This window comes from Microbacterium sp. BH-3-3-3 (assembly GCF_001792815.1).
Taxonomy (GTDB): domain Bacteria; phylum Actinomycetota; class Actinomycetes; order Actinomycetales; family Microbacteriaceae; genus Microbacterium.
Map to the genome: position 1 here is coordinate 1150817 of NZ_CP017674.1, position 26118 is coordinate 1176934.

Sequence of the window (26118 nt, forward strand, 5' to 3'; positions counted from 1 at the left end):
GCCTACCCGCCGCTCCACACCCACGCCGCGCCCACGCCGCGCCGCCCACGCCACCCCGCCCACGCCCACGCCACGCCACGCCACCCCGCCCAAGCCGCGCCGCCGCCCCACCGCCACCGCCCACACACACCACAACGCCGCCGCAACCGAAGCTGCGACGGCGTCGACCGTGAGGCGAGGGCTCAGTGGAAGAAGTGACGCTCCCCCGTGAAGAACATCGTCACGCCGGCCGCGCGGGCGGCGTCGACGACCTCCGCGTCGCGCACCGAGCCGCCGGGCTGGATGATCGCCGAGATGCCGGCGTCGATCAGCACCTGGGGGCCGTCGGCGAAGGGGAAGAAGGCGTCGGATGCCGCGATGGAACCGGCTGCCCGGTCACCGGCGCGCTCGACGGCGAGGCGGCACGAGTCGACGCGGTTGACCTGGCCCATGCCGATCCCGACGGTGGCCGACCCCTGGGCGAGCACGATCGCGTTCGACTTGACGGCGCGGCACGACTTCCACGCGAAGATCAGGCTCTCCATGTCGGCCTCGGCGGGACGCTCGCCCGAGACGAGCTCCCAGTTCTTCGCGACCGATTCGATGTCGTCGGGGAAGCGGTCGGCATCCTGCAGCAGCAGGCCGCCCGACACGAGCCGCACGTCCATGCGCTCCTGCTGCCAGTCGGCGGGCAGGCTCAGCACGCGCAGGTTCTTCTTGAGCTTGAACACCTCGAGCGCTTCGGGTTCGAAGTCGGGGGCGATGATGACCTCGGTGAAGATGTCGCGCAGGTTCTCGGCCATCTTCAGCGTGACCGTGCGGTTCGCGGCGATGACGCCGCCGAAGGCCGAGACCGGGTCGCACTCGTGGGCGCGCAGGTGCGCCGAGGCGATGGGGTCGAGGGCGTTGGGCGCGGCGACGGCGATCCCGCACGGGTTGGCGTGCTTGATGATCGCGACGGCCGGCTTCACCATGTCGAAGGCGGCACGAAGGGCCGCGTCGGCGTCGACGTAGTTGTTGTACGACATCTCCTTGCCCTGCAGCTGCGTGGCCTGGGCGATGCCGTGGCCACCGACGCGCGAGTAGATCGCGGCGCGCTGGTGCGAGTTCTCGCCGTAGCGCAGCGTCGACAGGCGCTCGGCCTGAATGGTCAGGTGCGCGGGCAGGTCGATGTCGTCGGCGAGGGTGCCCTCGGCGAACCAGGTCGACACGGCGGTGTCGTACGCGGCGGTGTGCGAGAACGCGCGGGCGGCGAGCTCGCGGCGCTGCACGAGGTTGGTGCCGCCCTGGGACTGCAGGGCGTCGATGATCGCGGGGTACGACTCGGGCGAGACGACGATGGCGACGTTGGCGTGGTTCTTGGCCGCGGCGCGCACCATGGCGGGACCGCCGATGTCGATCTGCTCCACGACGTCGTCGCCCTCGGCACCGGATGCCACGGTCTCGACGAACGGGTACAGGTTGACCACGACCAGCTCGAACGGGCGGATGTCGAGCTCTTCCAACTGCGCCTCGTGCGAGGCCAGACGCAGGTCGGCGAGCAGTCCGGCGTGCACCTTGGGGTGCAGCGTCTTCACGCGGCCGTCGAGCGATTCGGGGAACCCGGTGACGGCGGCGACGTCGACGACGTCGTAGCCGGCGTCGCGGATGGTCGAGGCGGTCGACCCGGTCGAGACGATCTCGACGCCGGCGGCGGCGAGGGCTTCGGCCAGCACCAGCAGGTGGGTCTTGTCGCTCACCGAGACCAGCGCCCGGCGAATGGGGACGACGTCGCGGGGACGGTAGTCGGCGGGGTCGTGGCGGGGTCCGGCCATGGCTTTCGGCTCCTGTGTCTCGAGTCGGATTCGGGTGCACGACGGGCCGGGGCCCGGCGGGCGGGTCAGGCGGTTCGGGATGCCGGGGCGGCGAGGTCGAGGTCGCCCTCGGCGATGCGACGGACGACGTCGATGAGCAGACGTCGTTCGACGGGCTTGATGCGTTCGTGCAGGGCGTCTTCGTCGTCGCCGGCCAGCACGGGGATGCGCTCCTGGGCGAGGATCGGCCCCGTGTCGACGCCGGAGTCGACGACGATGACACTGGCTCCGGTCTGCGTCACCCCGGCGGCCAGCGCGTCGCGCACGCCGTGCGCGCCGGGGAACTCGGGCAGGTACGCGGGGTGCGTGTTGATGATGCGGGGTTCCCACTCGGCGACGAGGTCGGCCGGCAGGAGCCGCATCATGCCGCTCAGCACGACGACGTCGGGCTGCCAGACGGCGAGCTGGGCTCCGAGTTCGGCGCCCCATTGCTCGCGCGAGGCGAAGGCGCTGTAGGGAACCAGGAAGGTGGGGATGCCGAAGTGCTCGGCGTGCGCGAAGCCGTCGGCCTCGCGATCAGCGCCGACCGCGACCACGCGCGCCGGGAAGTCGGGGGCGGCAGCCGCCTCGAGCAGGGCGCGGAGGTTGGAGCCGGTGCCGGAGATGAGGACGGCGACCGTGAGCACGCGCTCAGTCTACGCAGGTGCGTCGGAGCCCGTGGAGCCGCGGGGCGGGCGACGCGGGGCGACCGGCATCGGACGCTCCCGTCAGCGTCGACCCGCGGGACCCTTGTCGCCGTCGTCGGGATTCGCCCAGGCGGCGCGGATGCGCGCGCGTACCTCGTCGTCGTCGAGCGCGGTCGACGGTGCGTGATCGGCGTCTTCGGGGCCGCGGTACGCGCTGGGCCAGACGTCGGAGGCGATGCCGGTTCCGGGCGCCGACACGAGGGGCGCGGGTCCGGTCGCGTGCTCGTCACGGTCGAAGGGAACGTGGGCGCGGGGCGAGAACGACGATTCCGGGGTCTCGTCGCGCTCGTCTCGGACGCGCGGGGGAAGGTCGTCGGCGGCGGCACCGAAGCGGGGACTCAGCAGCAGGATGGCGAGCCCCAGCAGCACCTCGAGACCGAGGGCGAGGGCGAGGGGGCCGGGCTGCGGGCCCGTGTCGGCGAGGCGACCGGGTCCGAGCGAACCGGCCGAGACGATCGCGGCGAGCGCGCCCGCACCACCGGTGAGCGCGGCGACGACGACCGTGAGCGTCAGCCGGGGGCCGATCGGTTCGGGGTCGGTGGTCACCGGCATCCGGGAGCGCAGGATCCAGCCGGTGAGGGCTCCGACGCCGATCGGCAGTAGCACGAGCAGCAGCAGCCACGACGAGGTCGAGTCCGGCACCGCGCCGAGCACGGGGATGCCGGGGAGGGCACCGACCTGCGTGGCGGCCGGGGTGATGGCGGTGTCGGTGCCCAGCGCGAACCCGGGGCCGGCGACGAACGACACCGCCCACAGCACCAGGGTCGGCAGGTACATGAGCTGGCCGAGGGCGATGACGGTGGCGCCGATGGCATCCGCGTTGCTGGCCTGGTAGATGCCGATCACCTGCGTCGAGCGGGCGATGAGTCCCGCCACCACGACGATCCCGCCGACTCCCACGAGGCCGAGAGTCGTGAGCGCGAGACCGCGCAGCGCCAGCGCGGGCACCGTAGCCCAGGCGCCGGGGAGGCGCTCGACCCGTTCCCGCAGGGCGTCGATGGGTCCGTCGTCGCCGACCCGCCACGCGCCGACGATCGCACCCACGAACGACGGCACCAGGAACAGCAGCGACGGCAGCAGGATGGCCAGCCAGGTCTCGGATGCCACGAGCGCGGCGTTTCCGGTCAGGGCGACGAGGGTCGCGATGCCGGCGAAGACGACGGAGCCCGACAGCCAGCCGCTGAGCGCGGCGCCGGCCTCGCCCGCGCGGGCGCCCGAGCGGGCGGCGAACAGGGCCGTGAACGTGGCGAACGCCAGGGGCGCGAGCGACAGGGTGAAGCTCGCGAACGAGGGATCGATGCCGGTGGCGGCGAGGTAGGTGTCGGGCAGGGTCACCGTGATCGGCACGAGATGGCCCAGGTGCCAGACCGCTGCGGTCGTGGGCCACAGGGCTCCCCAGCCGGGGCTTCCCACGCCGACCACCCACAGCAGCGCGAGGGGGGCGAGGACCACGGCGATACCGCCCGCGGCGGCCAGGATGGCGTCGAGAGCGGCCAGGAGGGCGACGAGAAGGCGATGCATGGGCGACTGTGAGCGTACCCGCGTCGGCTCGGCGCACCTTTCAGGCGCGGCGGCGAGGGCGCACTCCGCGCGGCGTCGTCGCGCGTCGACGCCTCCGCGGGCGACCGTCCGCACGCATTCCGGAACCGCGGCGCGGCGGCGTCCCGTGCACGCTCACCGACGGCACGACCGGCGTGCCTGCTGCGCCGTCACCCGCGGGCGAGCGTCTCCCCCGCGCGCGCCGCACGCGCCGAGGCCCACCGCTCCCACACGACCCGCGCCAGCCGCGGATCCGCTCCGATGGGTGCGCTCGTCAGGTCGGCGCCGGCGTTCTCTATCACGCGCGAAAAGTGTCCCGGCGCGAGCACGTAGCTCGCCGCCACCGTCGGCCGTCCGGCGGCGCGCGCCGTGTGCACGGCATCCGGGATGCGGGGTTCGGATGCCGCGGCGTACGCGGTCACGACGGGCCCGGCGATACCGGCCTGCGTCATCAGCTCGGCCATGCGCTCCACGTCGACGACCGCCCCGGGGCGCGTGGAGCCGGCCGCGGCCAGCACGACGGTGTCGTCGACGCCCGCTCCGGTGGCGCGCACGCGGTCGACGAGGATCTCGGCCAGCACCGGGTGCGGACCGAGCGCGGGGGCGATGGGCAGGCCGTCGGCGGCGTCGACGAGGTCGACCTCGGTGTGGTACCCCGTCGACAGCAGCAGCGGCACGATGACGATGTCAGAGGTGCGCTCGCGCGCGGCGGCGACGACGTCGGTGACGTAGGGCGCGTGCACGTCGACGTAGGCCTCGTGCACCTCGACGCCCTCGGGAGCGGTCTCGCGCAGCACGTCGAGCAGGGCGCGCACGACGACGCGGCCCTCGTCGAAGCGGGTGCCGTGGGCGCAGGCGATGAGAACGGCGGTCATCGATCCTCCTCGTCGATCACGTCGATGCGGTAGCCGCGCTTGTAGACGGTGCGGATCAGGTCGAGGTCGCCGAGCGCGTCGCGCGTGCGAGCGACGGCGACTTCGACCGCGTGCCCGCTGGATTCGGCGCTCGAGAGCGCGGCGACGAGGTCGGCCCGCGACACCACGGCGCCCGGCACGCGGGCCAGGGCCCGGAAGATCTCGACGCCGGTGCGCGGAAGCGGGGTCAGGACCCCGTCGACCACGATCCCCGACGAGCGGATGCCGAGCTGCCCCGACGTCGTGGGGATGACCCGCGCGTCGGCGCCGCCGTAATGCGTGACGACGGCGCGCACGAGGGCGCCCAGGCGTCCGCGGTCGGGCACGAGGGGGTCGATCCCCGCCTCGATCAGCGGGGCGGCGGTGATGGGTCCGACGGCCGCCACCAGCACGTGGCCGTTGCGGGCCCGGGATGCCACTCCCTCGAGCGCCTCGGCACGCTCGGCGGCGAGCAGCCACTCGCGTGCCGCGGGAGCCGAGGTGAAGAGCACGGCGTCGATCTCGCCGCGCGCGACCTGGCGGGTCGATGCCGCGACGACCTCGGGGTCGGGGGGTGGGCCCCAGCGGTAGATGGTGAGGCTCGTGACGCGGGCACCGGCCGCCTCGAAGGCTTCGTCGAGGCCGTCGGCGCCGGAGCCGTGGTGCTGCACGGCGATGTGCAGCCCGTCGAGGCCTTCGGCGACGAGGAAGTCGCGCAGTTCGGCCGCCGTCTCGCTCTCGGCGACCCAGTCGGCCTCGAATCCGGCCTGCTGGATGGCGCCGCGGGCCTTGGGTCCGCGCGCCACGATGCGGGCGCGGTGCAGCACCGTGGCCAGCTCGTCGTGCACGCCCGCCTCGTCGGCGGTCTCCATCCAGGCGCGGAAGCCCACGCCCGTGGTGGCGACGACCACGTCGGGCGGGTCGGCGACCAGCTGTCGCGTCTGGGCGATGAGCTCGTCGTCGTCGACGTGCGGCACGATCGTGAGCGCCGGGGCCACGCGCACGCGGGCCCCGTGCCGTTCGAGCGCGGCCGACAGCTCCCCCGACCGCCGGTCGACGGGAAGCAGCACCGTGCACCCCTGGAGCACCGTGCTGATCGTCCGCGCGGGTGTGGTCACCCGATGCCCTCGCCGTGCGCCGCGGCGACGGGCACCGCCGCCGGCAGCAGCAGGTCGGCGCGGGCGACCTCGCCGAACACGAGCACCGCGGGGTTGGCGAGGCGGTGGGTCTCGGCATCCTGGATCGCGGTGCCGAGGGTCGTGCGGATGGTGCGCTGCTGGGGCGTGTGGCCGTTCTCGACGAAGGCGACGGGGCGGGTGTCGGGAGCACCGGCGGCGCGGGCCGCCGACACGAAGCGCGCCAGCGCGCTCACACCCATGAGGGCGACGACCGTCGCGGTGTCGTCACGGAGCGCGGCGAGGGTGGCCTCGCTCGGGGCATCCTGACCGTTCACGACGTGAAGCGTACCGGCCACACCGCGGTGCGTCACGGGGACCCCCGCCGCCGCGGGAACAGCGATGGCACTGGAGATGCCCGGAATGACCTCGACCGGAATGCCGGCGGCCCGGCACGCGATGACCTCTTCACCGCCGCGACCGTAGACGAACGGGTCGCCGCCCTTGAGCCGCACGACCCGCAGGCCCTTCGCCGCGCGGTCGACGATGATCGCGTTGATCTCGTCCTGCGGCACGGGGTGATGCTGCGGGCGCTTGCCCACGTCGACCAGCTCGACGTCGTCGCCGAGCTCGGCGAGCACGCCGGTGGGCCCGAGCCGGTCGTGCACGACGACGTCGGCTTCGGCCAGCAGCGCACGGGCGCGCACCGTCATCAGGTCGATGGGGCCGGGGCCGCCGCCGACGAGCGCCACGCTCCCCACGAGCGGGCGACGTCGACGGCGGAGCGGGAGGGCGCCCTCGGCGAGGCGCTGGGCGATCGCGTCGCGGACGGCGACGGTGCGACGCGGGTCGGCGCCGGCGGTCGAGACCACGCCGACCATCACGTCGCCGCTGGTGGTCTCGGCCGCCAGGCGCGCGGTGCCCCGGCCCCCGTGCCCGGCGTTGACGCACCACACGCGTCGCTCTTCGGCGGCGTCGACGACGACGGCGTCGATGGCCGCGTCGCCGGTGGCGGTGTGGCAGAACCAGGCGTCGTCGAGGTCGGAGGCCGCGAAGGGGCGCGCGTGCCACTCGATCGCACCCGACGCCGCGAGGGCGCTCAACCGCTCGGTGGCGACCGGGGCGACGAGCCGCACCCGCGCTCCGGCGGCGCGGAGCCGGGCGATGCGCCGTTCCGCGACGCTCCCCGCCCCCACGCACACCACGAGACGGTCGGTGAGGTCAAGTCCTGCGAGAGCGATCATCGGGAATCTCCTTCTGCGGCGGGGACGGCGGGGACGGCGGGGACGATTCTGACGAGTACGTCGCCGTCGCTGACGGCGACGGGGTGCACGCGCACGGTCAGCGGGGCTTTGCCCTGCGTGTCGAGGCAGGCGCCGGTGCGCAGGTCGAACACCTGCTTGTACATCGGCGATGCCACGGTGGGAACCCCCGCGCGGTCGCCGACGATGCCGCGCGCCAACACGGCCGCACCGCTGAACGGATCGATCTGGTCGGTGGCGTAGATGCGGCCGTCGAAGGTGCGGAACAGCGCGATCTGGTGGCCGTCGACGAGGGCGGCGACACCGCGCTCGACGAGCAGATCATCGACGCGGCAGATGCGCGTCCAGCCGGGCGCGGGCGCCGGAGTGGTGGACAGCGCAGTGGTGGGCAGCGCAGCGGCGGGGGTCTCGGCATCCGGGGTCATGGCATCCGTTTCCGCGGTCTCGACGATCGTCATGCGCGCACCGCCAGCGTCGTCCCGCCGATGAAGACCGCCCCCGACGAGCGCTCCTCGTCGGTGGCGGGGCGGGGCTGTCCGCGCTCCGCGACGTACGCGAGCGAGGGGTCGGCGACCTCGGGGGCGTTGACGAAGCTCTGGAACCGCTTGAGCCTCTCGGGGTCGGCGAGGGTCGCCGCCCACTCGTCCTCGTAGTTGTCGATGTGCGCGGCCATGGCGCGGTCGAGGTCTTCACCGATGCCGAGCGTGTCGTCGAACACGACGCCCTTCAGCGCGTCGAGGCCCCCCTCGTAATCCTCCATCCACGGCGCGGTGCGCTGCAGCCGGTCGGCCGTGCGGATGTAGAACATGAGGAACCGGTCGATGGCCTGCAGCAGAGCGTCGTCGTCGAGTCCCTCGGCGAACAGCACCGCGTGCCGCGGGGTGAAGCCTCCGTTGCCGCCGACGTACATGTTCCAGCCGGCCTCGGTGGCGATGATCCCGACGTCCTTGCCGCGGGCCTCGGCGCACTCGCGCGCGCAGCCCGAGACGCCGAACTTGATCTTGTGCGGCGAGCGCAGGCCGCGGTAGCGCAACTCGAGCTGCACGGCCATGCCGACCGAGTCCTGCACGCCGTAGCGGCACCACGTCTGTCCGACGCACGACTTCACCGTGCGCAGCGACTTGCCGTAGGCCTGCCCCGACTCGAAACCCGCGTCGACCAGGCGTCGCCAGATGTCGGGCAGCTGATCGAGGCGGGCGCCGAACATGTCGATGCGCTGGCCACCGGTGATCTTCGTGTACAGGCCGAAGTCGCGCGCGACCTCGCCGATCACCACGAGCCCCTCGGGCGTGATCTCGCCCCCCGCGATCCGCGGGACGACGCTGTAGCTGCCGTCGCGCTGGATGTTCGCCATCACGTGGTCGTTGGTGTCCTGCATGGTCGCGAGCTCGCCGTCGAGCACGTGTCCGGAGTACAGACTCGCCAGGATGCTCGCGAGCGCCGGCTTGCAGATGTCGCAGCCGCGGCCGGTGCCGAAGCGCTCGACGATCGACGTGAAGGTGCGCAGCTCCGACACCCGCACGGCGTCGAAGAGCTGCGCGCGGGTGAACGAGAAGTGCTCGCACAGGCCGGTCGACACTTCTTTTCCGGATGCCGCCAGCTCGGTCGCCACGAGCTTCTTCACGAGCGTGAAGCACGAGCCGCACGCCGCCCCCGCCCTCGTGCAGGCCTTGACCTCGGCGGCATCCGCGCAGTCGTGCTCGGTGACGGCGTCGCGCACGGTGCCGGCGGTGACGCCGTTGCACGAGCAGACGATGGCGTCGGCGGGCAGGTCGCCCTGCGGGGCGGGCGCGAGATCCGACGGCATGAGGTACGCGGCCGGATCGCCGCCCAGAGCGCGACCGACCAGCGGACGCAGCGACGTGTACGCCGAGGCGTCGCCGACCAGGATGCCGCCGAGCAGCGTCTGCGCGTCGTCGCTCAGCACGAGCTTCTTGTACACGCCCGACACCGGGTCGGCGTAGGTGACGTCGAGGGCGTTCGGCGTCTCGGCGAACGCGTCGCCGAAGCTGGCGACCTCGACACCCGAGAGCTTGAGCTTGGCCGACGTGTCGAAGCCGTCGAACTGGGCCTCGCCACCGAGCAGGCGGGTCGCGGCGACCTCGGCCATGGCGTAACCCGGGGCGACGAGGCCGATGCACTGGCCGTCGAAGCTGGCGACCTCGCCGATCGCCAGGATCGAGGGGTCGGAGGTGTCGCAGCCCGCATCGATCACGACGCCGCCCCGGGCATCGACCCGCAGTTCCGCGACGCGGGCGAGTTCGTCACGCGGGCGCACGCCGACCGTGAACACGACGATGTCGACGGCCTCCCACGATCCGTCGCGCAGCTCCACGCCGCACACGGCGCCGGAGGCATCGGCATCCACCCGGGTCGTCACCGAGCTCGTGCGCACCTCGATGCCGCGCGCCTCGATCAGTCTCTGCAGCGCCTTCGCGCCACCCAGGTCGAGCTGCGCCGACATGAGCCGCTCGTTCGACTGCAGCACGAACGGCGACACTCCCTCGGCCTGCAGGGCACCGGCGGCCTCGAGGCCGAGAAGGCCGCCGCCGACGACGGCGCCGCGCAGGGGACGGCCGAGCTGCGCCGAACGCCGCGCGACCCAGTCGCGCATCGCGACGACGTCGTCGAGCGTGCGGTAGACGAAGCAGCCACGGTGGTCGAAGCCGTCGAGCGCGAGGCGGGCGGCGTACGAGCCGGTGGCGAGCACGAGACGGTCGTAGTCGTAGGTCGACCCGCCCGCGGTGGTGACGGTGCGCTTCGCACGGTCGATGGCGGTGACACGTGCGTCGGTGTCGACCCGGACCCGCTCGTGGTCGAGCACGGCCGGATCGAGCGAGAGCTGCTCGGGGCTCTTGCCGGTGAAGTACCCGGTCAACCCCACGCGATCGTAGGGCCCGCGGGCCTCGTCGCCGAGGACGGTGACCGACCAGCGTCCGTCGGTGTCGCGCCGGGTGAGACTCTCGACGAAGCGGTGCGCCACCATGCCCGCCCCCACGACGACGACCGAACCGGATGTCGCGGGGTGGAGCATGTCGTCACCGTACGCGGCGGACTTTGCGCGGCGGTCAGCGGCGTGTTTCGCGCCGGTTGCGGTGTGTGAGCGGGCCATGCCCCGACGCTAAGCAGCGGACGTTTCCCCCGCCGTCGCACGGGCGTTACCCCCGGCGAACGTTTCTCTCACGCGGCGGCGGTGTTCGTGTGAGGTTTGGCTCCCCGGCATCCGTCGCCCCTCCCCCTCTCCTCCCCCCGTTGAGTGTCCAAGACACGCCGCATCCCCTCGGGGCGCAGCGGCGTGTCTTGGACACTCAACGTTCCGGGGCGGCGGCGCCGGGCGCACCGTCCCGGCGCGGCGGCGCGGGCGCACCGTTCCGGGGCGGCGGCGCGGGCGGAACGTTCCGGGGCGGCGGGGGCCACCCGAGCGGGCGTCAGTCGACCGGCGTCAGCACGAACAGCTCGATGCGCCGCTCGGTCTTCTTCTGGTACTCGTCGTAGTCGGGCCAGACCTCGGTCGCGTAGCCCCACCACTCGTCGCGCTCGGTCCCCTCGGCCTGGTGCGCGTCGTACTCCTTCTTCACGTCGCCGTCCTGCAGGGCGACGCGGGGGTTCTTCACGAGGTTGTAGAACCACGCGGGGTGTTCCGGGGCCCCACCCTTGGATGCCACGACCGCGTACTTGCCGTCGTGCTCGACGCGCATGAGGGCGGTCTTGCGCAGACCCCCGGTTTTGGCGCCGACGGTGGTGAGGACGATGATGGGTACGCCCCGCATGTCGGCGGACTCCTGGCCTCCCGAGGCCTCGAACGTCTCGGCCTGCTGGCGGGCCCATTCGCTGGTGCTGGGTAGATACTCTCCTGAGAGTGACATAGCTCACACGATACGTCGGCGTCTTCCCCTCCGGTCCAGTCCCTCCCCCTTTTTCCTGGAGCCTTCATGAGCGATTCCGCTCCCGAGACCACTGCTGCCACCGCACCGAAGAACCGTCTCGACCGGTTCTTCGAGATCACCGCCCGCGGCTCGACCGTCGGCACCGAGATCCGCGGAGGCGTGGTCACCTTCGTCACGATGGCGTACATCGTCATCCTGAACCCGATCATCCTGTCGGGAACGCCCGACGTCGCCGGCAACGCCCTCGGTTTCCCGCAGGTCGCCGCGGTCACCGCCCTCACGGCCGGTGTCATGACGATGCTGTTCGGCCTCGTCACGCGCCTGCCGTTCGCGTTCGCGGCGGGGCTCGGCATCAACTCGTTCCTGGCCGTCGGCATCGTCGGTCAGGTCACCTGGCCCGAGGCCATGGGCCTCGTCGTCATCAACGGCCTGATCATCGTGCTGCTGGCCGTCACCGGACTCCGCCGCATGATCTTCGAGGCGGTTCCCCTCGCGCTCAAGACCGCGATCACCGTCGGCATCGGCCTGTTCATCGCGTTCATCGGCTTCGTCGACAGCGGGCTGGTCACCTCGACCGGCCTGAGCTCGCCGCCTGTGGGCCTGGGTGTCGGCGGCTCGATCACCACGGTCCCCACCGCGCTGTTCGTGCTGACCCTCGTCATCACCGCCGTGCTGCTCGTGCGCAAGGTCAAAGCCGCGCTGCTGATCGGCCTGCTCTCGGGCACGGTCATCGCGGTGATCGTCGAAGCCGTCTTCGGTCTCGGCGCGCGCGCCGACGGCAACCCCGGCGGCTGGGGTCTGAGCGTTCCGACGCTCCCCGCGCAGTGGGTGAGCCTTCCCGACCTCGCGCTCGTCGGCCAAGTCGACCTGGTCGGATCCTTCGGCCGCATCGGCGTGCTCGCCGCCCTCATGCTGGTCTTCACCCTCGTGTTCACGAACTTCTTCGACGCCATGGGCACGATGACCGGCCTGTCGCGCGAGGCGGGCCTCGCGGCCCCCGACGGCACGTTCCCGCGCCTGCGTTCGGCGCTGGTCATCGAGGGCATCGGTGCCGTCGCCGGCGGAGCGACCTCGTCGTCGTCGAACACCGTGTTCATCGAGTCGGGCTCGGGCATCGGCGAGGGCGCGCGCACGGGCCTGGCCAACGTCGTCACCGGCGGCCTGTTCCTGCTCGCGATGTTCTTCACGCCGCTGACGAGCATCGTGCCCACCGAGATCGCGGCCGCGGCCCTGGTCATCGTCGGCGCGCTCATGATGGGGCAGATCCGCCACGTCGACCTCAGCGACATGTCGGTGCTCATCCCGGTCTTCCTCACCGTGACCGTCATGCCCCTGACGTACTCGATCGCGAACGGCATCGGCGCGGGCTTCGTCAGCTGGGTGCTCATCCAGGCCCTGTCGGGCCGTGCCCGCCGGGTGAGCCCACTGCTGTGGATCGTCGCCGCCGGCTTCGTCGTCTTCTTCGCCCGCGGCCCGGTCGAAGCGCTTCTGGGCTGAGCCCCGCGCTCGTGAGGGGCCCGGATGCCACGGCATCCGGGCCCCTCTTTCGTCGCCGCTGCGCCGTCGGACGTATCCGCGGCATCCAAACCGCATGCGTTTGCCGAGGACGCACCCGTTCGGCGCCCATCCGATGCGGTCTCGGCAATCGCGTGCGGTCTCGCGAGGTGCGTGTTCCGCGGCAGGCCCCGCCGGACACGCGAAAGGGCCCGGATGCCATGGCATCCGGGCCCTCGAGAGAGTGCTGCTTACAGGCTCTCGATGATCTCGCGCATCAGCGAAGCGGTCTCGGACGGCGTCTTGCCGACCTTGACGCCGGCGGCCTCGAGGGCCTCCTTCTTCGCCTGTGCCGTGCCGGCCGAGCCCGAGACGATGGCGCCGGCGTGGCCCATGGTCTTGCCCTCGGGGGCGGTGAAGCCCGCGACGTAACCGACGACGGGCTTGGTGACGTTCTCGGCGATGTAGGCGGCGGCGCGCTCTTCGGCGTCTCCACCGATCTCACCGATCATGACGATGGCCTGGGTCTCGGGGTCGGCCTCGAACGCCGCGAGGGCGTCGATGTGCGTGGTGCCGATGACCGGGTCGCCGCCGATGCCGATGGCGGTCGAGAAGCCGAGGTCGCGCAGCTCGAACATCATCTGGTACGTCAGGGTGCCCGACTTCGACACGAGGCCGATGGGTCCCTTGCCGGTGATGTTCGCGGGGGTGATGCCCACGAGCGCCTCGCCGGGCGTGATGATGCCGGGGCAGTTCGGCCCGATGATGCGGGTCTTCTCGCCCTTGCTCTTCGCGTAGGCCCACGCCTCGGCGGTGTCGCCGACGGGCACGCCCTCGGTGATCACGACGAGCAGCGGGATCTCGGCGTCGATGGCCTCGACCATCGCGTCCTTCGTGAAGGCCGGGGGCACGAACGCGATCGACACGTCGGCGCCGGTCTCGCGGATGGCCTCTTCGACCGAGGCGAAGACGGGCAGCTCGACGTCGTTGCCTGCGGCGTCCTTGTGCGAGACGGTGGTTCCGGCCTTGCGGGCGTTCACTCCGCCGACGACCTGGGTGCCGGCCTTGAGCATGAGGGCGGTGTGCTTGGTGCCCTCGCCGCCGGTGATGCCCTGGACGATGACCTTGGAGTCTTTGTTGAGGTAGATCGACATGTCTGGTGTTTCCCTATCCCTTACGCGTTGGCCAGTTCGGCGGCCTTGTCGGCGCCCTCGTCCATACCGGCGGCGAGGGTGACGAGCGGGTGGTTGGCGGCGGCGAGGATCTCGCGGCCCTCCTCGACCTGGTTGCCGTCGAGGCGCACGACGAGCGGCTTGGTCGCGGTGTCGCCCAGGATCTCGAGGGCCTTGACGATACCCTCGGCCACGGCGACGCACGACGTGATGCCGCCGAAGACGTTGACGAAGACGCTCTTGACCTGCTCGTCGCCGAGGATGACGTCGAGGCCGGCGGCCATGACGGTCGCCGAGGCGCCGCCACCGATGTCGAGGAAGTTGGCGGGCTTGACGCCACCGTGGTTCTCACCGGCGTAGGCGACGACGTCGAGGGTCGACATCACCAGGCCCGCGCCGTTGCCGATGATGCCGACCTGACCGTCGAGCTTGACGTAGTTGAGGTCGTGCTGCTTGGCCTTGGCCTCGAGCGGGTCGGCCGCGTCCTTGTCTTCCAGCGCCTCGTGGTCGGGGTGGCGGAAGCCGGCGTTCTCGTCGAGCGAGACCTTGCCGTCGAGGGCGATGATGTCGCCGTCTTCGCTCTGGATCAGGGGGTTCACCTCGACGAGCGTGGCGTCCTCGCCCTTGTAGACGTTGAAGAGCTTGACGAACACGTCGGCCACCTTGGGGGCCAGCTCGTCGTCGAACTTCGCAGCCTTCGCGATCTCGAGCGCCTTCTCGGGCGTGATGCCCTCGATCGGGTCGACCTCGATGCGCGCGAGCGCCTCGGGACGCTCGACGGCGAGCTCTTCGATCTCCATTCCACCCTCGACGCTCGAGAGCGACAGGTAGGAGCGGTTGGAGCGGTCGAGCAGCACCGAGAAGTAGAACTCCTTGGCGATGCGGGCGCCCGCTGCGACCATGACGCGCTTGACGACGTGGCCCTTGATGTCGAGGCCGAGGATGGCCTGAGCCGCCTCGAATGCCTCTTCGGGGTTCTTGGCGACCTTCACGCCGCCGGCCTTGCCGCGGCCTCCGGTCTTGACCTGAGCCTTGACGACGACCACACCGCCGAGCTTCTCGGCAGCCGCCTTCGCCTCCTCAGGGGTGTCGGCGATGATGCCGGCGAGTACCGGCACCTCGTACTTTTCGAACAGGTCACGTGCCTGGTACTCGTAGAGATCCACGGACAATCCTTCGCTGGGCGATCGGTGGTGGGAGAAGACGAAGTCTCTCGATATCAAGAGATCTCGCCAGTCGACAACCCTACTAGACGGGGGTGAAGGAGCCCGACCCTTGCACCTCCGAAGGGAGGGGGGCAGAGGTGACCCGACCGCTCCCCGCCTCACTTTCGCGGGCGCACCACGAGCCACGCGATCACGGCCCCGACGATTCCGACGACGAGGCCGAACGAGATCCCGAACCCGACCCCCACCGCGGGCACGAGCAGGCCGACGATCGGTCCCGCGATCATGCCGACGACGACTCCGATGATGACGTAGCGGGCCAGACCCGCGTCTCGCGATGCGCGCTCACTCATGCGCCGAAGCTACCGACGGTCATCGCCGTGCGGCAGTGCTTGACGCGCCGCGCCGTCCTGTGGATGGGCGTCCTCTCGCCGGTCGTCGTCTAGATCCAGCCCCGCTCGCGCGCGTGGATCGTCGCCTGCTGCCGGCTGGCCAGCCCGAGCTTGCCCAGTACCGACGAGACGTGATTGCGCACCGTTCCCGCCGACAGGTGCAGGGATGCCGCGATCTCGGCGATCGTCTCACCGCGGGCGCCCGCCCGCAGCACGTCGAGCTCGCGGTCGGTGAGGGGGCTGCGTTCGTCGCTCAGGGCGTCGGCGGCGATCTCGGGGTCGACGTATCGGCGCCCCGCCGCGACCTCGCGGATCACCGCGGCCACGTCATCCGCGGGGCGGGACTTGGGCAGGAACCCGTCGACGCCCGCACCGAGCGCCCGCCGCAGCACGCCGGGTCGCGCGTGCCGCGTGACGATCACGCAGCGCGAGGGCACGCGCCGCAGAATGCGCGCGGCCGTGTCGACGCCGTCGAGTCCCGGCATCTCGAGGTCGAGAAGGCACACGTCGGGCCGCAGTCGGTCGGCTTCGGCGATCGCGCTCTCGCCGTCGCGGCACTCGGCGACCACGTCGAGGTCGGGCTCGAGGCGCAGCAGGGCGGCGAGCGCCGTGCGGATCATGTCCTCGTCGTCGGCGATGAGCACGCGGATCACGCCAGCACCCCCTCGGGCACCCGGACGGTGACCCTGAATCGATCGCCGGAGTGCCCGGCATCCACTGTTCCCCGCACGCGGCCGACGCGGTCGGCGATCCCGTCCAGACCGCTGCCGCCCGTGCCACGTACCTCGCGCACGTCGTTGTCGATGGTGAACACCCAGCCGCCGTCGCGGTGCATCAGAGCGAGGGATGCCGAGACCCCACCGCCGTGCTTCAGCACGTTCGTCGTGCACTCGCGGATCACGGGACCGAGCACGTCGGCCGGGGCGTCGGCGGCATCGGGGGCGACCGACAACTCGACGCGCAGCCCCGCGGCGCGCAGCAGGTCGGCGGCGTTGGCGAGTTCGTCGGGCAGGGGCACACCCCGGAAGCGCGTGGCGAGCTCGCGGGTGCCGCGGCGGGCTTCGTCGACGCTGGTGCGCGCGAGGCGCACCTGTTCCACGGCGGCCGCGGGATCGCGGGCGAGCATCTTCTCGGCGAGTTCGAGCTGCAGCGCGATCACCTGCAAGTGGTGGCCCTGCAGGTCGTGCAGGTCACTGGCAAGACGCAGGCGCTCCTGGGCGGCGGCGAGACGCCCCTCGGCGCGACGAGCGCGGTCGAGTTCGCGCACGATGTCCCACCACCACAGCGACGTCGCCGTGAGCGGCGGCAGCATCGCGAGGAACAGACCCACGCCGAAGGCATCGGCGACGTATCCGGCGGGGTTGAGGCGGGTGACCTCGATCACCCACGCCGCGACGATGACGACGATCAGCAGCACCACGAGACGCATCCGGATGCCGGCACGCCAGCGCACCAGACACAGTGTCTGCGCTCCGAGGACGACGGCGAGCAGCAGCGACCCGGCCGCCGCTCCCGTGACACCGCCGACGACGATGCCGGCGATGACCAGCGGCCAGACGGGCCGGTGGCCCGAGACGTCGCCGATGTCGAGCGGTTCGCGGCGGTAGCGCGCCATCAGCAGCAGCGAGACGGCGACCGACCCGAGGCCGCCCGCGACGAAGAGCACGATGGCGGGCGTCGACGCTCTCAGCACCATGAGCAGGGTCCAGATGAACAGCCCGAACACCTGGAACCCGGCGATGGAGGCGGCGGTGTACCACCACGTGACCCGCACGTCGCGGGCGAACGTCGACGCGGGCGGGGGCGCGGGGAGGGGGCTCGTCACACCGGCCACAGTACGTCCATGACATTCGTCACGGGTGGAGCGTCCGGCGCCCCACCCGCCGTTCGATCAGCCTTTCGGTGTCCGACGGCTGCTGTGGCGGTTGATCGCGTAGAAGATCGGTGTGAGGACGACGAGGATGCCGAGAGCGCCGGCCAGGATGTAGGTCGTGTCGTGCTGGAAGATCAGTTCGACGATCACGTATCCGAGCGCCGCGGCGAGCGCGCTGTAGAAAGCCTTGAGCCACTGACGCGGTGCGGACGGGGCGGCGGTGTTGTCGGTCATGGTGCACTCTCCTTGGGGTTTGTCCGAACGTATCGAGAATTCCGCCGTCGCCCCAACGCCCGCGCTCCCGCCGCGCCGCCGGGCGCATGACATTCGTCACGGGTCGATCGGCGCATCCTCCCGCCCGGCCATGACACCGCGACACTGCCGCGGAGACACCGCTCCCGATGGGATGGGATCACCGCGGAACACGCCGCGGACTCATCCCCCAGGAGTCCTCATGTCGAACCCCGTCTCGGATCTCATCCTCGGCTTCCAGGGCCTGGTCGCCGACGTGCCCGACCTCGTGCAGCCGCTGATCGTCGCCCTCGCCGGCGCCGTGCCGTTTATCGAAGGAGAAGGTGCCGCCGCGATCGGCATCGTCGGTGGCATCCACCCGGCCGTCGCGGCCATCGCCGGCGCGATCGGCAACCTGATCTGCGTCGCCGTCGTCGTGTTCGCGACCTCGCGCGTGCGTACGGCCGTCACCACCCGTCGCGGAGCCGTCGAGAAGCCCCTGACTGCGCGCCGCCAGAAGTTCGAGAAGGCCTACCACCGCTACGGGACCCCCGGAGTGAGCCTGCTCGGCCCCCTGCTGCTGCCCACGCAGTTCACCGCTGCCGCCCTCACCTCGACCGGCGTCTCGCCCCTGCGCGTGCTCGCCTGGCAGGCCGCGGCGATCGTGCTGTGGACCACGGTCATCACGCTGATCCTCACGGGCGTTCTGCGGGCGGTCGCGTGACGCAGACTCCGGATGCGACTCCCCCGGCGCCCTCGACGCGGCAGGGCGGCCGCGGGCCGCAGCTCGAGTGCAGCCGCACACGTCCACATAGCGTTTCCATAGCTCTTCTTGGCTCCGCGTAGGGCTGGCTTAGGGCGCGAGAAGGGCGCGGCACCTTTCCTGGTGCCATGGACCCCGCAGCCCCCACCCCCGACACCGCCCCCGACGGTGCACCGACCTCGGCCTCTCGCCGCGGCCGGGCGACGCCGTCCGACGGACCCCGCCGCCCGAAGCGGCCCGTCGCCCGCCGCGCCTTCCTCGCCGGCGGTTTGGCCGTCGCGCTCACCGTCGGCGGCTCCGCAGCGTGGGCCGCGAATCGCTTCCTCATCCCCCACGTCGAGATCACCGACGTCGCCGCGTACGAAGCCGCGCACGCCACGGCATCCGCCACGGCATCTGCCACCGCCGAGCCCGCGGCCACCGCAGCGACCGAGACGAGCCTGACCGACACCAGCTTCAGCGACGGCTCCACCTCGGTCACCGGCTCGACGGTGACCACCGACACGCTCACCTATTACGTCGCCGATGTCGTGCTCGGAGACGCCACCGACCTGCGTTCCGCCTTCGCGAACAACCAGTTCGGCGAGAACATCACGCAGACCACCAGCGAGATCGCCGCCGCCAACGACGCGGTCTTCGCCATCAACGGCGACTACTACGGCTTCCGCTCCACGGGCATCGAGATCCGCAACGGCGTCGTCTACCGCGACGAGGGCGCTCGTCAGGGACTCGCGTTCTACACCGACGGCCACGTCGAGGTGTACGACGAGACGCAGACCACTGCGGCGGAGCTGCTGGCATCCGAGGTCTGGAACACGCTCAGCTTCGGTCCCGCGATCGTCGAGGACGGCCAGGTCGTCGACGGCATCGACAGCGTCGAGGTCGACACGAACGTCGGCAACCACTCGATCCAGGGCGACCAGCCGCGTACCGCCGTCGGCGTGATCGACGACAACCACCTCGTCTTCGTCGTGGTCGACGGCCGTCAAGAGGGCTACAGCGAGGGCGTGACGCTGCCCGGGCTCGCCGACATCCTGCTCTCGCTCGGCGCGACGACCGCCTACAACCTCGACGGCGGCGGCTCGTCGACGATGTACTTCAACGGGCAGGTGATCAACTCGCCCTCGAACGGCGGCGAGCGCGGCACCAGCGACATCCTCTACGTGGCGGGCTGAGCGGTGTTCGTTCTCATCCCCGCCTTCGAGCCCGGTCCGCGGATGCCGGCCCTCGTCGCCGATCTGCTCCGCACCGACCCCGACCGCGACGTGCTCGTCGTCGACGACGGCAGCGGTCCCGCGTTCGCGTCGGTGTTCGACGCCGCCCGCGAGGCCGGCGCCCACGTCCTCACGCACCCGGCCAACCGCGGCAAGGGCGCGGCGCTGAAGACGGGCTTCGCCCACATCGCCGCACACGACCCGGATGCCGACGTGGTCACCGCCGACGCCGACGGGCAGCACACGCCGGCCGACGTCTGCCGCGTGGCCGACGCCCTGCGCACCGACGCGGCCGAGGGCCGCAGCGCCCTCGTACTGGGGGTCCGCGGCTTCGACGGCGCCGTGCCGCTGCGCAGTCGCCTGGGCAACGCGGCCTCGCGCGGGCTGTTCCGCCTCGCCACCGGGCGGCGGGTCACAGACACGCAGACCGGGCTCCGCGGCATCCCCGCCGATCGCCTGAGCTGGGCCCTCGGCATCCCGGGGGACGGCTTCGAGTACGAACAGCGGATGCTGCTGCGCCTCGGCCCCGATCAGGTCTCCGCGCACGAGGTGCCCGTCGACACCGTGTACCTCGACCGCAACTCGTCGAGTCACTTCCGCCCGGTGCGCGACTCGCTGCGCGTGCTGCTGCCGGTGCTGTTGTTCGCGTCGTCGTCTCTTGCGGCGTTCGTCGTCGACACCGTCGCGTTGCTCGTTCTGCAGGCGTTAACCGGATGGCTCGTGCCCTCGATCATCGCGGCGCGCGTGCTGTCGGCCACCGCGAACTTCGTCGTCAACCGCCGCGTGGTCTTCCGCGCGCGGGGCGGGTCGATGCTTCCGCAGGCCCTCCGCTACGGCGTGCTCGCCCTCGCGCTGCTCGCCTCGAACATCGCGTGGATGTCGTTCCTCACCGACAACGGCCTGGCCCTGCTGCCCGCGAAGGTCGTGACCGAGGGCGTGCTGTTCGTCCTCAGCTACGGCGTGCAGCGCTCGCTCGTCTTCCCCCGAACGGATGCCGAGACCCCGGCGCGCGTGCCCATCTCACGCCCGGGGCCGCCCGGTGCGACAGCCCGTGCGCCCGACGCCCGCGACACGGCATCCGGATCCCCCGATACCTCTCCCCTCATCCCCACAAGGAGCACCTCATGACCACCACCGCCCTGATCCTGGCCGCGACCGACCTCGTCGCCGCCGTCCTGCTGAGCGCCATCTACTTCCACCGCCACCGCCGGCGAGACCTCGTCGTCGCCTTCCTCGGCGTCAACGTCGGAGTGCTCGCCGTCGCGACCGTCCTCGGCACCGCCGAAGTCGCCCTGGGCCTCGGACTCGGACTGTTCGGGGTGCTGTCGATCATCCGGCTCCGCTCGAGCGAGATCACGCAGCGCGAGGTGGCGTACTACTTCGCGGCTCTGGCGATCGGCCTGATCTGCGGCCTGCCGCCCGTCGACCTCTCCGTTCCCCTCCTGCTGGTCGGACTCATCGTGGCCGTGCTCGCCGTCGCCGATCACCCGCGGGTGCTGTCGCGGGCCCGCCACCAGACCGTGCACCTCGATCGCGCGATCGCCGACGAGACCGAACTGCGGGCCGAGCTCGGACGCCTGCTCGGCGGCGAGGTGACCGGCGTCACCGTGCAGCAGCTCGACCTGGTCGACGACACCACGCTGGTCGATGTGCGGTACCGGGTCCTGGCCACGCCCGCTGCACGCGATGTCGCTCGCGAAGCCCTCGACACCACCCCCGGCCAACGCCGAACCGCCGACGCGAGCTTCGCCGACCTGATCGGTGGCACCCGGTGACCGCCCGCGACCGCGCGGCCACCGCCATCGCAGCCCTCCCCGCGATCGGGCTCGACGCTCTCACCACCGAGGCCGCCCTGCTCACCCGCGTCGACCGCAAGTACGTCGTGCCGATGGATGCCGCGGCATCCCTGCTCGCAACCCTGCAGCGCTCCGACGAGGCTCCGGCCGCCCTCGAGATCGCCGGCGAGCGCGAGCTGGCCTACCGCTCGGTGTACTTCGACACCCCCGATCTGCTCAGCTTCCGCCTCGCTGCCCACGGGCGCCGCCGCCGGTTCAAGCTGCGCACCCGCACCTACGTCGACACGGGGGCCGCCTACCTCGAGTTGAAGACCCGCGGAGCGCGCGGTCTCACCCGCAAAGAAAGGGATGCCTACGACCTCGATGCGGCCGACCGGCTCACCGCCGAAGCGCGCGACGACGTCGCCGAGGCCCTGGGCGCGATCGGCGTCGAGCCGGGTCGCGCCGACGACCTCGACGCGCGGCTGCAGACGCTCTATCGGCGCACGACGCTGCTGCTCGCGGGCGACGTGCCCTCCCGCGCCACGATCGACCTCGACCTGCGGTGGATCGACGCCGACGGTGCGGGCTTCACCCTCCCCCGCTACGCGATCGTCGAGACCAAATCGCCCGGACAGGCGGGCGCTCTCGACCGCGCGCTCTGGCGAGCCGGGCACCGCCCGCAGCGCATCAGCAAGTACGCCACCGGCATGGCAGCCCTGCGCTCCGACCTCCCCCGCAACCGCTGGACCCGCGTGCTCGCGGGCCCCTTCGCCTCATCCCAGAACACCCGAAAGGACGCATCATGCGCCGCCTGATCCCCCTCGCCCTTCCCCTCGCTCTCGCGGGCCTCGTGCTCGCCGGGTGCGCCGTCACCGCTCAGCCCGCCGCGACGTCGGCGCCGGCCATCACGGCATCCAGCGTCGAGTCGAGCGTGCAGACCACCTCCGACATCGACTCCACCATCCCCGCGGCCGCCGCCGAACTGCTCGCGGCCAACGCCGACGGCACCGTCGTGAAAGACGACGAGTGGAGCATCGCGGATGCCGAGACCATCACGCTCGCGGGCTCCACCGCGTCGAGCGACTCGGCGGGAGTCCGCATCGACGGCTCGACCGTCACCATCACCGCCGCCGGCGTCTACACGTTGACCGGCACGCTCGATGGGAACGTGGTCGTCGCCGCCCCCGACGACGCGCAGGTGGTCCTCGTGCTCGACGACGCGACCATCGAGAGCACCTCGGGCGCGGCCATCCAGGTCGTGACCGCCGACGATGTGGCGATCAACCTCGCGGCGGGCTCCACCAACACGGTCACCGCTGTGAGCTCGGCCGACGCCGACGCGAGCGCCGCCATCTACGCCGACAGCGACCTCACCGTCTCGGGCTCGGGGGCCCTCACCGTCACCGACACGGGCAACGACGGCATCTCGTCCACCGACGACCTCGCGGTCATCGGCGGCACGATCACGGTGACCGCCGCCGACGATGCCCTGCGCGGCAAGGACTCGCTCGTCGTGAAAGACGGCACGCTCACCCTCACCGCCGGGGGCGATGCCCTCAAGAGCGACCAGACGGACGACGCCACCCAGGGCTACGTCTGGATCGCCGGCGGCACGATCGACGCCACCGCGACAGATGACGGCATCGACGCGTGGACGGACGCGCTGATCACCGGCGGCACCGTGTCGATCGCGGCCGAGGACGATGGCATCCATTCCGAAATCACTCTGGCGATCTCGGGCGGAGACGTCACCATCAGCCAGTCGTACGAGGGCATCGAGTCGGGCGACATACGCATTGCCGGCGGAATCACCTCGGTCATCTCGTCGGATGACGGGGTGAACGCCTCGGGCGGCACCACGACGAGCTCGAGCGGCGGAATGGGCGGCGGCATGCAGGACACCGGCGAGACCCTCACCATCTCGGGCGGCACCCTGGTGGTCGACGCCCAAGGCGATGGCCTCGACTCCAACGGCAGCATCACCATGACCGGCGGAGACGTCACCGTTCACGGCCCCACCCAACAGGGCAACGGCGCGCTCGACTCGAACGGCGGCATCGACGTCTCGGGCGGCACGCTCGCCGCCCTCGGCAGCACCGGAATGGCCGAATCGCCCGACGAATCGTCGGCGCAGGGGTGGCTCGCCGCGACGGCCTCGGGTTCCGTGGGGTCGACGGTTCAGATCACGGATGCCAGTGGCACGGTCATCGCGCAGTACACCGCCGAGAAGACCTTCGGATCGGTCGTGTTCACGTCGTCGGCGATCACCGACGGGCAGTCGTACACGGTGACCGTCGACGGGGTCGCGACCTTGGTCACAGCCGGCGTCGCGGCGGCCGGCGGGATGGGAGGTGGGGGCATGGGTGGCGGGCGACCCTGACCGTCGAGAGTGCGGGGGCCGCGGGCCGGGGTTGCTCCCCTCGGGTCGCGGCTTTCGCGCGGGTGCCAGGGGCGGGCGAGCGGCAGGGCTGGACGCCACTCCCCCGGCGTGCCCGTCGAGATCGCCCCCCCGTTTGACTTCGAGCGCGCTCGAACTCCTAGCCTGCTCGTGTGATGAAGGACGAAGACGGCCTGAGCGTCGCCCAGATGGCCGAGGCCACCGGGGTGACCGCCCACACCCTGCGCTACTACGAGCGGGCGGGGCTGATCCGCCCGAGCCGCAGCTCGAGGTGCACGTGAACGCCTCGCTCAACGTCGGGCTCACGCCGCAGCAGATCGTCGAGGCCATGCTGCACGCCGCGGTGTACTGCGGTTTCCCGCGCGCCCTCAACGCCACGTTCACCGCGAAGAAGGTCTTCGCGGAGCGGGGGTTGCTGCCGGTGGAATGAAGCTCCCGCTCGCGGGGCGCCTGCCGCTCTGGATCGACGGGTCACCCAGCCGGTCCCGAGGCGACCTCGATCACCGCCGCATTGATGACCGCGAGCAGGGAGGCGGTGAGGACCGAACGGTGTTTTGCGCCGACCCAACCGGTCCGCGGGCCGTGGCGGTATTCGATGAGCGTGAGTGCTTCGCTATCGCTTCCGGCGCTGGTGCTGGTCTGATGGAGACCGAGGATGTCGGTGGTGAACCCGAGGTGCGCGAGCGCGGCGGTGAGTGCCTCGACAGGACCAATCGCGTCGTGACGAGTGGTGTTCTCGGCGCCGCCCGCGCGAAGGGTGATGGTGGTGTTCTGACTGGTCGTGTCGAAGCCGACGAGCTCTACCGGCGCCTCGGATGGGGTGGTGAGGTAGGCGATGCGGAAGATGTCCCAGAGCTGTGCAGCAGTGACTTCGCTCCCCATCTCGTCTGTGTGCTTCTGGACGTGTCGAGCAAAGTCGATCTGAAGGCGGCGAGGCAGTTCGATGCCGTACTCGGTTTGCAGCAAGTAGGCGATGCCCCCCTTGCCGGATTGGGAGTTCACGCGGATGACGGCGTCGTAGCTTCGTCCGATGTCAGCCGGGTCGATGGGCAGGTACGGCACACGCCACTCGATCTCCCGCTCGGGTCGGCCTTCTGCGGTCGCCCGGCCCCGGTGTTCGGCGAAGCCCTTCTTGATCGCGTCCTGGTGCGTTCCAGAGAAGGCCGTGTGGACGAGGTCTCCGACGTAGGGGTGGCGGGGATGGAGCTCGATGCGGTTGCAGTACTCGATGGTGCGGCGGATTTCGTCGATGTCCGAGAAGTCGATCATCGGATCGATTCCCTGCGCGTGAAGGTTCAGCGCGAGTGTCGCGAGGTCGACGTTCCCGGTGCGCTCTCCGTTGCCGAAGATGCATCCCTCGACGCGCTGGGCGCCGGCGAGCACGGCAAGCTCGGCGCACGCCACGCCCGTGCCACGGTCGTTGTGGGGGTGCACGGAAAGGATCACCGCATCGCGGCGGCCGAGATTCTTATGCATGTACTCGATCTGGTCTGCATACACGTTGGGAGTCGCGATCTCGACGGTCGCCGGGAGGTTCAGGATCACGGGACGCTCGGGCGTGGCATCCCACAGCTCGGTCATCGTGTCGCAGATGTCGAGGACGTAGTCGGGTTCGGTGAGGTTGAACACCTCGGGCGAGAACTCGAACCGCACGTTCGGCAGATGTCCGGCGAACTCGAGCACGTCGCTGCCCCCGGCGACGATCAGCCTCTTCAGACCCTCTCGGCCCTCGCCGAGGACGACCTCGCGCCACGTGGGGGCGGTCGCTGTGTACATGTGGATGACCACGGGGTTGCGGATGCCTCGAATGGACTTCACTGTGCGCTGGATCAGTTCCCGCCGGGCGGGGGTGAAAACCACAACCGTGACGTCCTCGGGCGCGATGTCGGTCTCCGCAATCAGACGCACGAAGTCGTAGTCGGTCTGTGAAGCAGAGGGGTAGCCGACCTCGATCTCCTTGTAGCCCATCGCGACCATCAGCTCGAAGAAGCGCCGCTTTCGCTCCGGGTCCATCGGCTCCGCGAGGGCCTGGTTCCCGTCACGCAGGTCGACCGGCACCCACAACGGAGCCTGGATCAACCGGTTGGCCGGCCACTGACGCGCGGTGAGCGGCACCGGCACGCGGGAGTACACGTCCCGGTAGCGCTGCGAAGGCATCTGCGAATGCCGCTGCCGGTTCCACACCGGCGCTCCTGCCGGGATCGGGCCTGCCGGAGTGGCGAGGGTCGTGAAGGGGCTGCTGTTCATGGTCCAGTTCCTGTCCGGATCGTCAGAAGGGGCAACCGGCGCGCGTCACGACTCCACGTCGGGGAGCCGGTCTGGCTACGCCCCGCCGTGGCAGCGAAGAAGAAGGAACCGAGAAATAAGCACGCGCCGACGCTACCACAACTGCTCAGACAAGTAGACAAGCTGAGGGATGGGAG

Annotated in this window: 25 protein-coding genes; 9 read left to right on the forward strand and 16 right to left on the reverse strand. The window is 71.2% G+C overall.

Features of this window, described 5'->3' with window-relative positions; genetic code table 11:
- Positions 1 to 182: 182 nt before the first annotated feature.
- The 9 genes from purH to BJP65_RS05340 form a co-directional block, all read right to left on the reverse strand.
- A complete protein-coding gene (gene purH / locus BJP65_RS05300) occupies positions 183 to 1793 on the reverse strand; it encodes a bifunctional phosphoribosylaminoimidazolecarboxamide formyltransferase/IMP cyclohydrolase (RefSeq protein ID WP_055834207.1) in 1611 nt (536 codons plus the stop codon).
- 65 nt (positions 1794 to 1858) lie between these two features.
- Entirely contained in the window at positions 1859 to 2458 is a 600-nt protein-coding gene (gene purN, locus BJP65_RS05305; RefSeq protein WP_070408457.1) for a phosphoribosylglycinamide formyltransferase, read from the reverse strand.
- An 81-nt stretch (positions 2459 to 2539) separates the two neighbouring features.
- Positions 2540 to 4039, reverse strand: coding sequence for a DUF6350 family protein (locus tag BJP65_RS05310; protein WP_070408458.1), 1500 nt, complete (start codon positions 4037 to 4039; stop codon positions 2540 to 2542).
- A gap of 188 nt (positions 4040 to 4227) precedes the next feature.
- Positions 4228 to 4932, reverse strand: coding sequence for a sirohydrochlorin chelatase (locus BJP65_RS05315; protein WP_070408459.1), 705 nt, complete (start codon positions 4930 to 4932; stop codon positions 4228 to 4230).
- On the reverse strand, positions 4929 to 6068 hold the full coding sequence (locus tag BJP65_RS05320) for a uroporphyrinogen-III synthase (RefSeq protein ID WP_070408460.1): 1140 nt from the start codon (positions 6066 to 6068) through the stop codon (positions 4929 to 4931). Before BJP65_RS05320 ends, BJP65_RS05315 begins: the two co-directional genes overlap by 4 nt.
- Positions 6065 to 7309 (reverse strand): uroporphyrinogen-III C-methyltransferase, encoded by a 1245-nt coding sequence (gene cobA, locus BJP65_RS05325; protein WP_070408461.1) that lies wholly within the window; start codon positions 7307 to 7309, stop codon positions 6065 to 6067. Before cobA ends, BJP65_RS05320 begins: the two co-directional genes overlap by 4 nt.
- Entirely contained in the window at positions 7306 to 7785 is a 480-nt protein-coding gene (gene nirD / locus BJP65_RS05330; RefSeq protein ID WP_083285716.1) for a nitrite reductase small subunit NirD, read from the reverse strand. The genes cobA and nirD overlap by 4 nt, the downstream gene beginning before the upstream one ends.
- Positions 7782 to 10361: a nitrite reductase large subunit NirB gene (nirB, locus tag BJP65_RS05335; RefSeq protein WP_070408462.1), complete on the reverse strand. Its 2580-nt coding sequence runs from the start codon at positions 10359 to 10361 to the stop codon at positions 7782 to 7784. Before nirB ends, nirD begins: the two co-directional genes overlap by 4 nt.
- 394 nt (positions 10362 to 10755) lie before the next feature.
- Positions 10756 to 11193 (reverse strand): nitroreductase family deazaflavin-dependent oxidoreductase, encoded by a 438-nt coding sequence (locus BJP65_RS05340; RefSeq protein WP_070408463.1) that lies wholly within the window; start codon positions 11191 to 11193, stop codon positions 10756 to 10758.
- Positions 11194 to 11259: 66 nt separating this feature from the next.
- Between BJP65_RS05340 and BJP65_RS05345 the strand changes: the two genes are divergently transcribed.
- Complete coding sequence (locus BJP65_RS05345) at positions 11260 to 12711, forward strand: NCS2 family permease (protein ID WP_055834182.1); 1452 nt, start codon at positions 11260 to 11262, stop codon at positions 12709 to 12711.
- A gap of 248 nt (positions 12712 to 12959) precedes the next feature.
- Here the strand turns inward: BJP65_RS05345 and sucD are convergent, their stop codons facing one another.
- The 6 genes from sucD to BJP65_RS05375 form a co-directional block, all read right to left on the reverse strand.
- Complete coding sequence (sucD, locus tag BJP65_RS05350) at positions 12960 to 13862, reverse strand: succinate--CoA ligase subunit alpha (RefSeq protein WP_070408464.1); 903 nt, start codon at positions 13860 to 13862, stop codon at positions 12960 to 12962.
- A 20-nt stretch (positions 13863 to 13882) separates the two neighbouring features.
- Positions 13883 to 15046 (reverse strand): ADP-forming succinate--CoA ligase subunit beta, encoded by a 1164-nt coding sequence (sucC, locus tag BJP65_RS05355; protein ID WP_055834177.1) that lies wholly within the window; start codon positions 15044 to 15046, stop codon positions 13883 to 13885.
- A gap of 158 nt (positions 15047 to 15204) precedes the next feature.
- Complete coding sequence (locus tag BJP65_RS05360) at positions 15205 to 15399, reverse strand: hypothetical protein (RefSeq protein ID WP_070408465.1); 195 nt, start codon at positions 15397 to 15399, stop codon at positions 15205 to 15207.
- Between the two features lie 89 nt (positions 15400 to 15488).
- Positions 15489 to 16091, reverse strand: a complete 603-nt coding sequence (locus BJP65_RS05365; protein ID WP_055936389.1) for a DNA-binding response regulator — start codon at positions 16089 to 16091, stop codon at positions 15489 to 15491.
- Positions 16088 to 17263 (reverse strand): sensor histidine kinase, encoded by a 1176-nt coding sequence (locus tag BJP65_RS05370; protein ID WP_070409863.1) that lies wholly within the window; start codon positions 17261 to 17263, stop codon positions 16088 to 16090. The genes BJP65_RS05365 and BJP65_RS05370 overlap by 4 nt, the downstream gene beginning before the upstream one ends.
- A 66-nt stretch (positions 17264 to 17329) precedes the next feature.
- A complete protein-coding gene (locus BJP65_RS05375) occupies positions 17330 to 17545 on the reverse strand; it encodes a hypothetical protein (RefSeq protein ID WP_055834168.1) in 216 nt (71 codons plus the stop codon).
- A 220-nt stretch (positions 17546 to 17765) separates the two neighbouring features.
- On the opposite strand from BJP65_RS05375, the gene BJP65_RS05380 reads away from it, so the two are divergent.
- The 8 genes from BJP65_RS05380 to BJP65_RS05410 all read left to right on the forward strand — a co-directional run bounded on the left by BJP65_RS05380 (position 17766) and on the right by BJP65_RS05410 (position 24125).
- Entirely contained in the window at positions 17766 to 18266 is a 501-nt protein-coding gene (locus BJP65_RS05380; protein WP_055834165.1) for a hypothetical protein, read from the forward strand.
- Positions 18267 to 18433: 167 nt separating this feature from the next.
- Positions 18434 to 19480 carry a phosphodiester glycosidase family protein gene (locus BJP65_RS05385; RefSeq protein WP_083285717.1) on the forward strand — a complete coding sequence of 349 codons (1047 nt, stop codon included), beginning with the start codon at positions 18434 to 18436 and terminating at the stop codon, positions 19478 to 19480.
- Positions 19481 to 19483: 3 nt separating this feature from the next.
- Positions 19484 to 20647, forward strand: coding sequence for a bifunctional glycosyltransferase family 2/GtrA family protein (locus BJP65_RS05390; protein WP_070408466.1), 1164 nt, complete (start codon positions 19484 to 19486; stop codon positions 20645 to 20647).
- Positions 20644 to 21294, forward strand: coding sequence for a DUF4956 domain-containing protein (locus tag BJP65_RS05395; protein ID WP_083285718.1), 651 nt, complete (start codon positions 20644 to 20646; stop codon positions 21292 to 21294). The genes BJP65_RS05390 and BJP65_RS05395 overlap by 4 nt, the downstream gene beginning before the upstream one ends.
- Complete coding sequence (locus BJP65_RS05400; RefSeq protein ID WP_070408467.1) at positions 21291 to 22112, forward strand: polyphosphate polymerase domain-containing protein; 822 nt, start codon at positions 21291 to 21293, stop codon at positions 22110 to 22112. Before BJP65_RS05395 ends, BJP65_RS05400 begins: the two co-directional genes overlap by 4 nt.
- Complete coding sequence (locus BJP65_RS05405; RefSeq protein WP_070408468.1) at positions 22100 to 23677, forward strand: carbohydrate-binding domain-containing protein; 1578 nt, start codon at positions 22100 to 22102, stop codon at positions 23675 to 23677. The genes BJP65_RS05400 and BJP65_RS05405 overlap by 13 nt, the downstream gene beginning before the upstream one ends.
- Before the next feature lie 173 nt (positions 23678 to 23850).
- Positions 23851 to 23976, forward strand: coding sequence for a MerR family DNA-binding transcriptional regulator (locus tag BJP65_RS16235; RefSeq protein ID WP_258027544.1), 126 nt, complete (start codon positions 23851 to 23853; stop codon positions 23974 to 23976).
- Positions 23973 to 24125, forward strand: coding sequence for a carboxymuconolactone decarboxylase family protein (locus BJP65_RS05410; protein WP_258027529.1), 153 nt, complete (start codon positions 23973 to 23975; stop codon positions 24123 to 24125). The genes BJP65_RS16235 and BJP65_RS05410 overlap by 4 nt, the downstream gene beginning before the upstream one ends.
- Positions 24126 to 24166: 41 nt before the next feature.
- On the opposite strand, the gene BJP65_RS05415 is transcribed toward BJP65_RS05410, so the two are convergent.
- Positions 24167 to 25942: a 2-isopropylmalate synthase gene (locus tag BJP65_RS05415; RefSeq protein WP_070408469.1), complete on the reverse strand. Its 1776-nt coding sequence runs from the start codon at positions 25940 to 25942 to the stop codon at positions 24167 to 24169.
- Positions 25943 to 26118 lie beyond the last annotated feature (176 nt).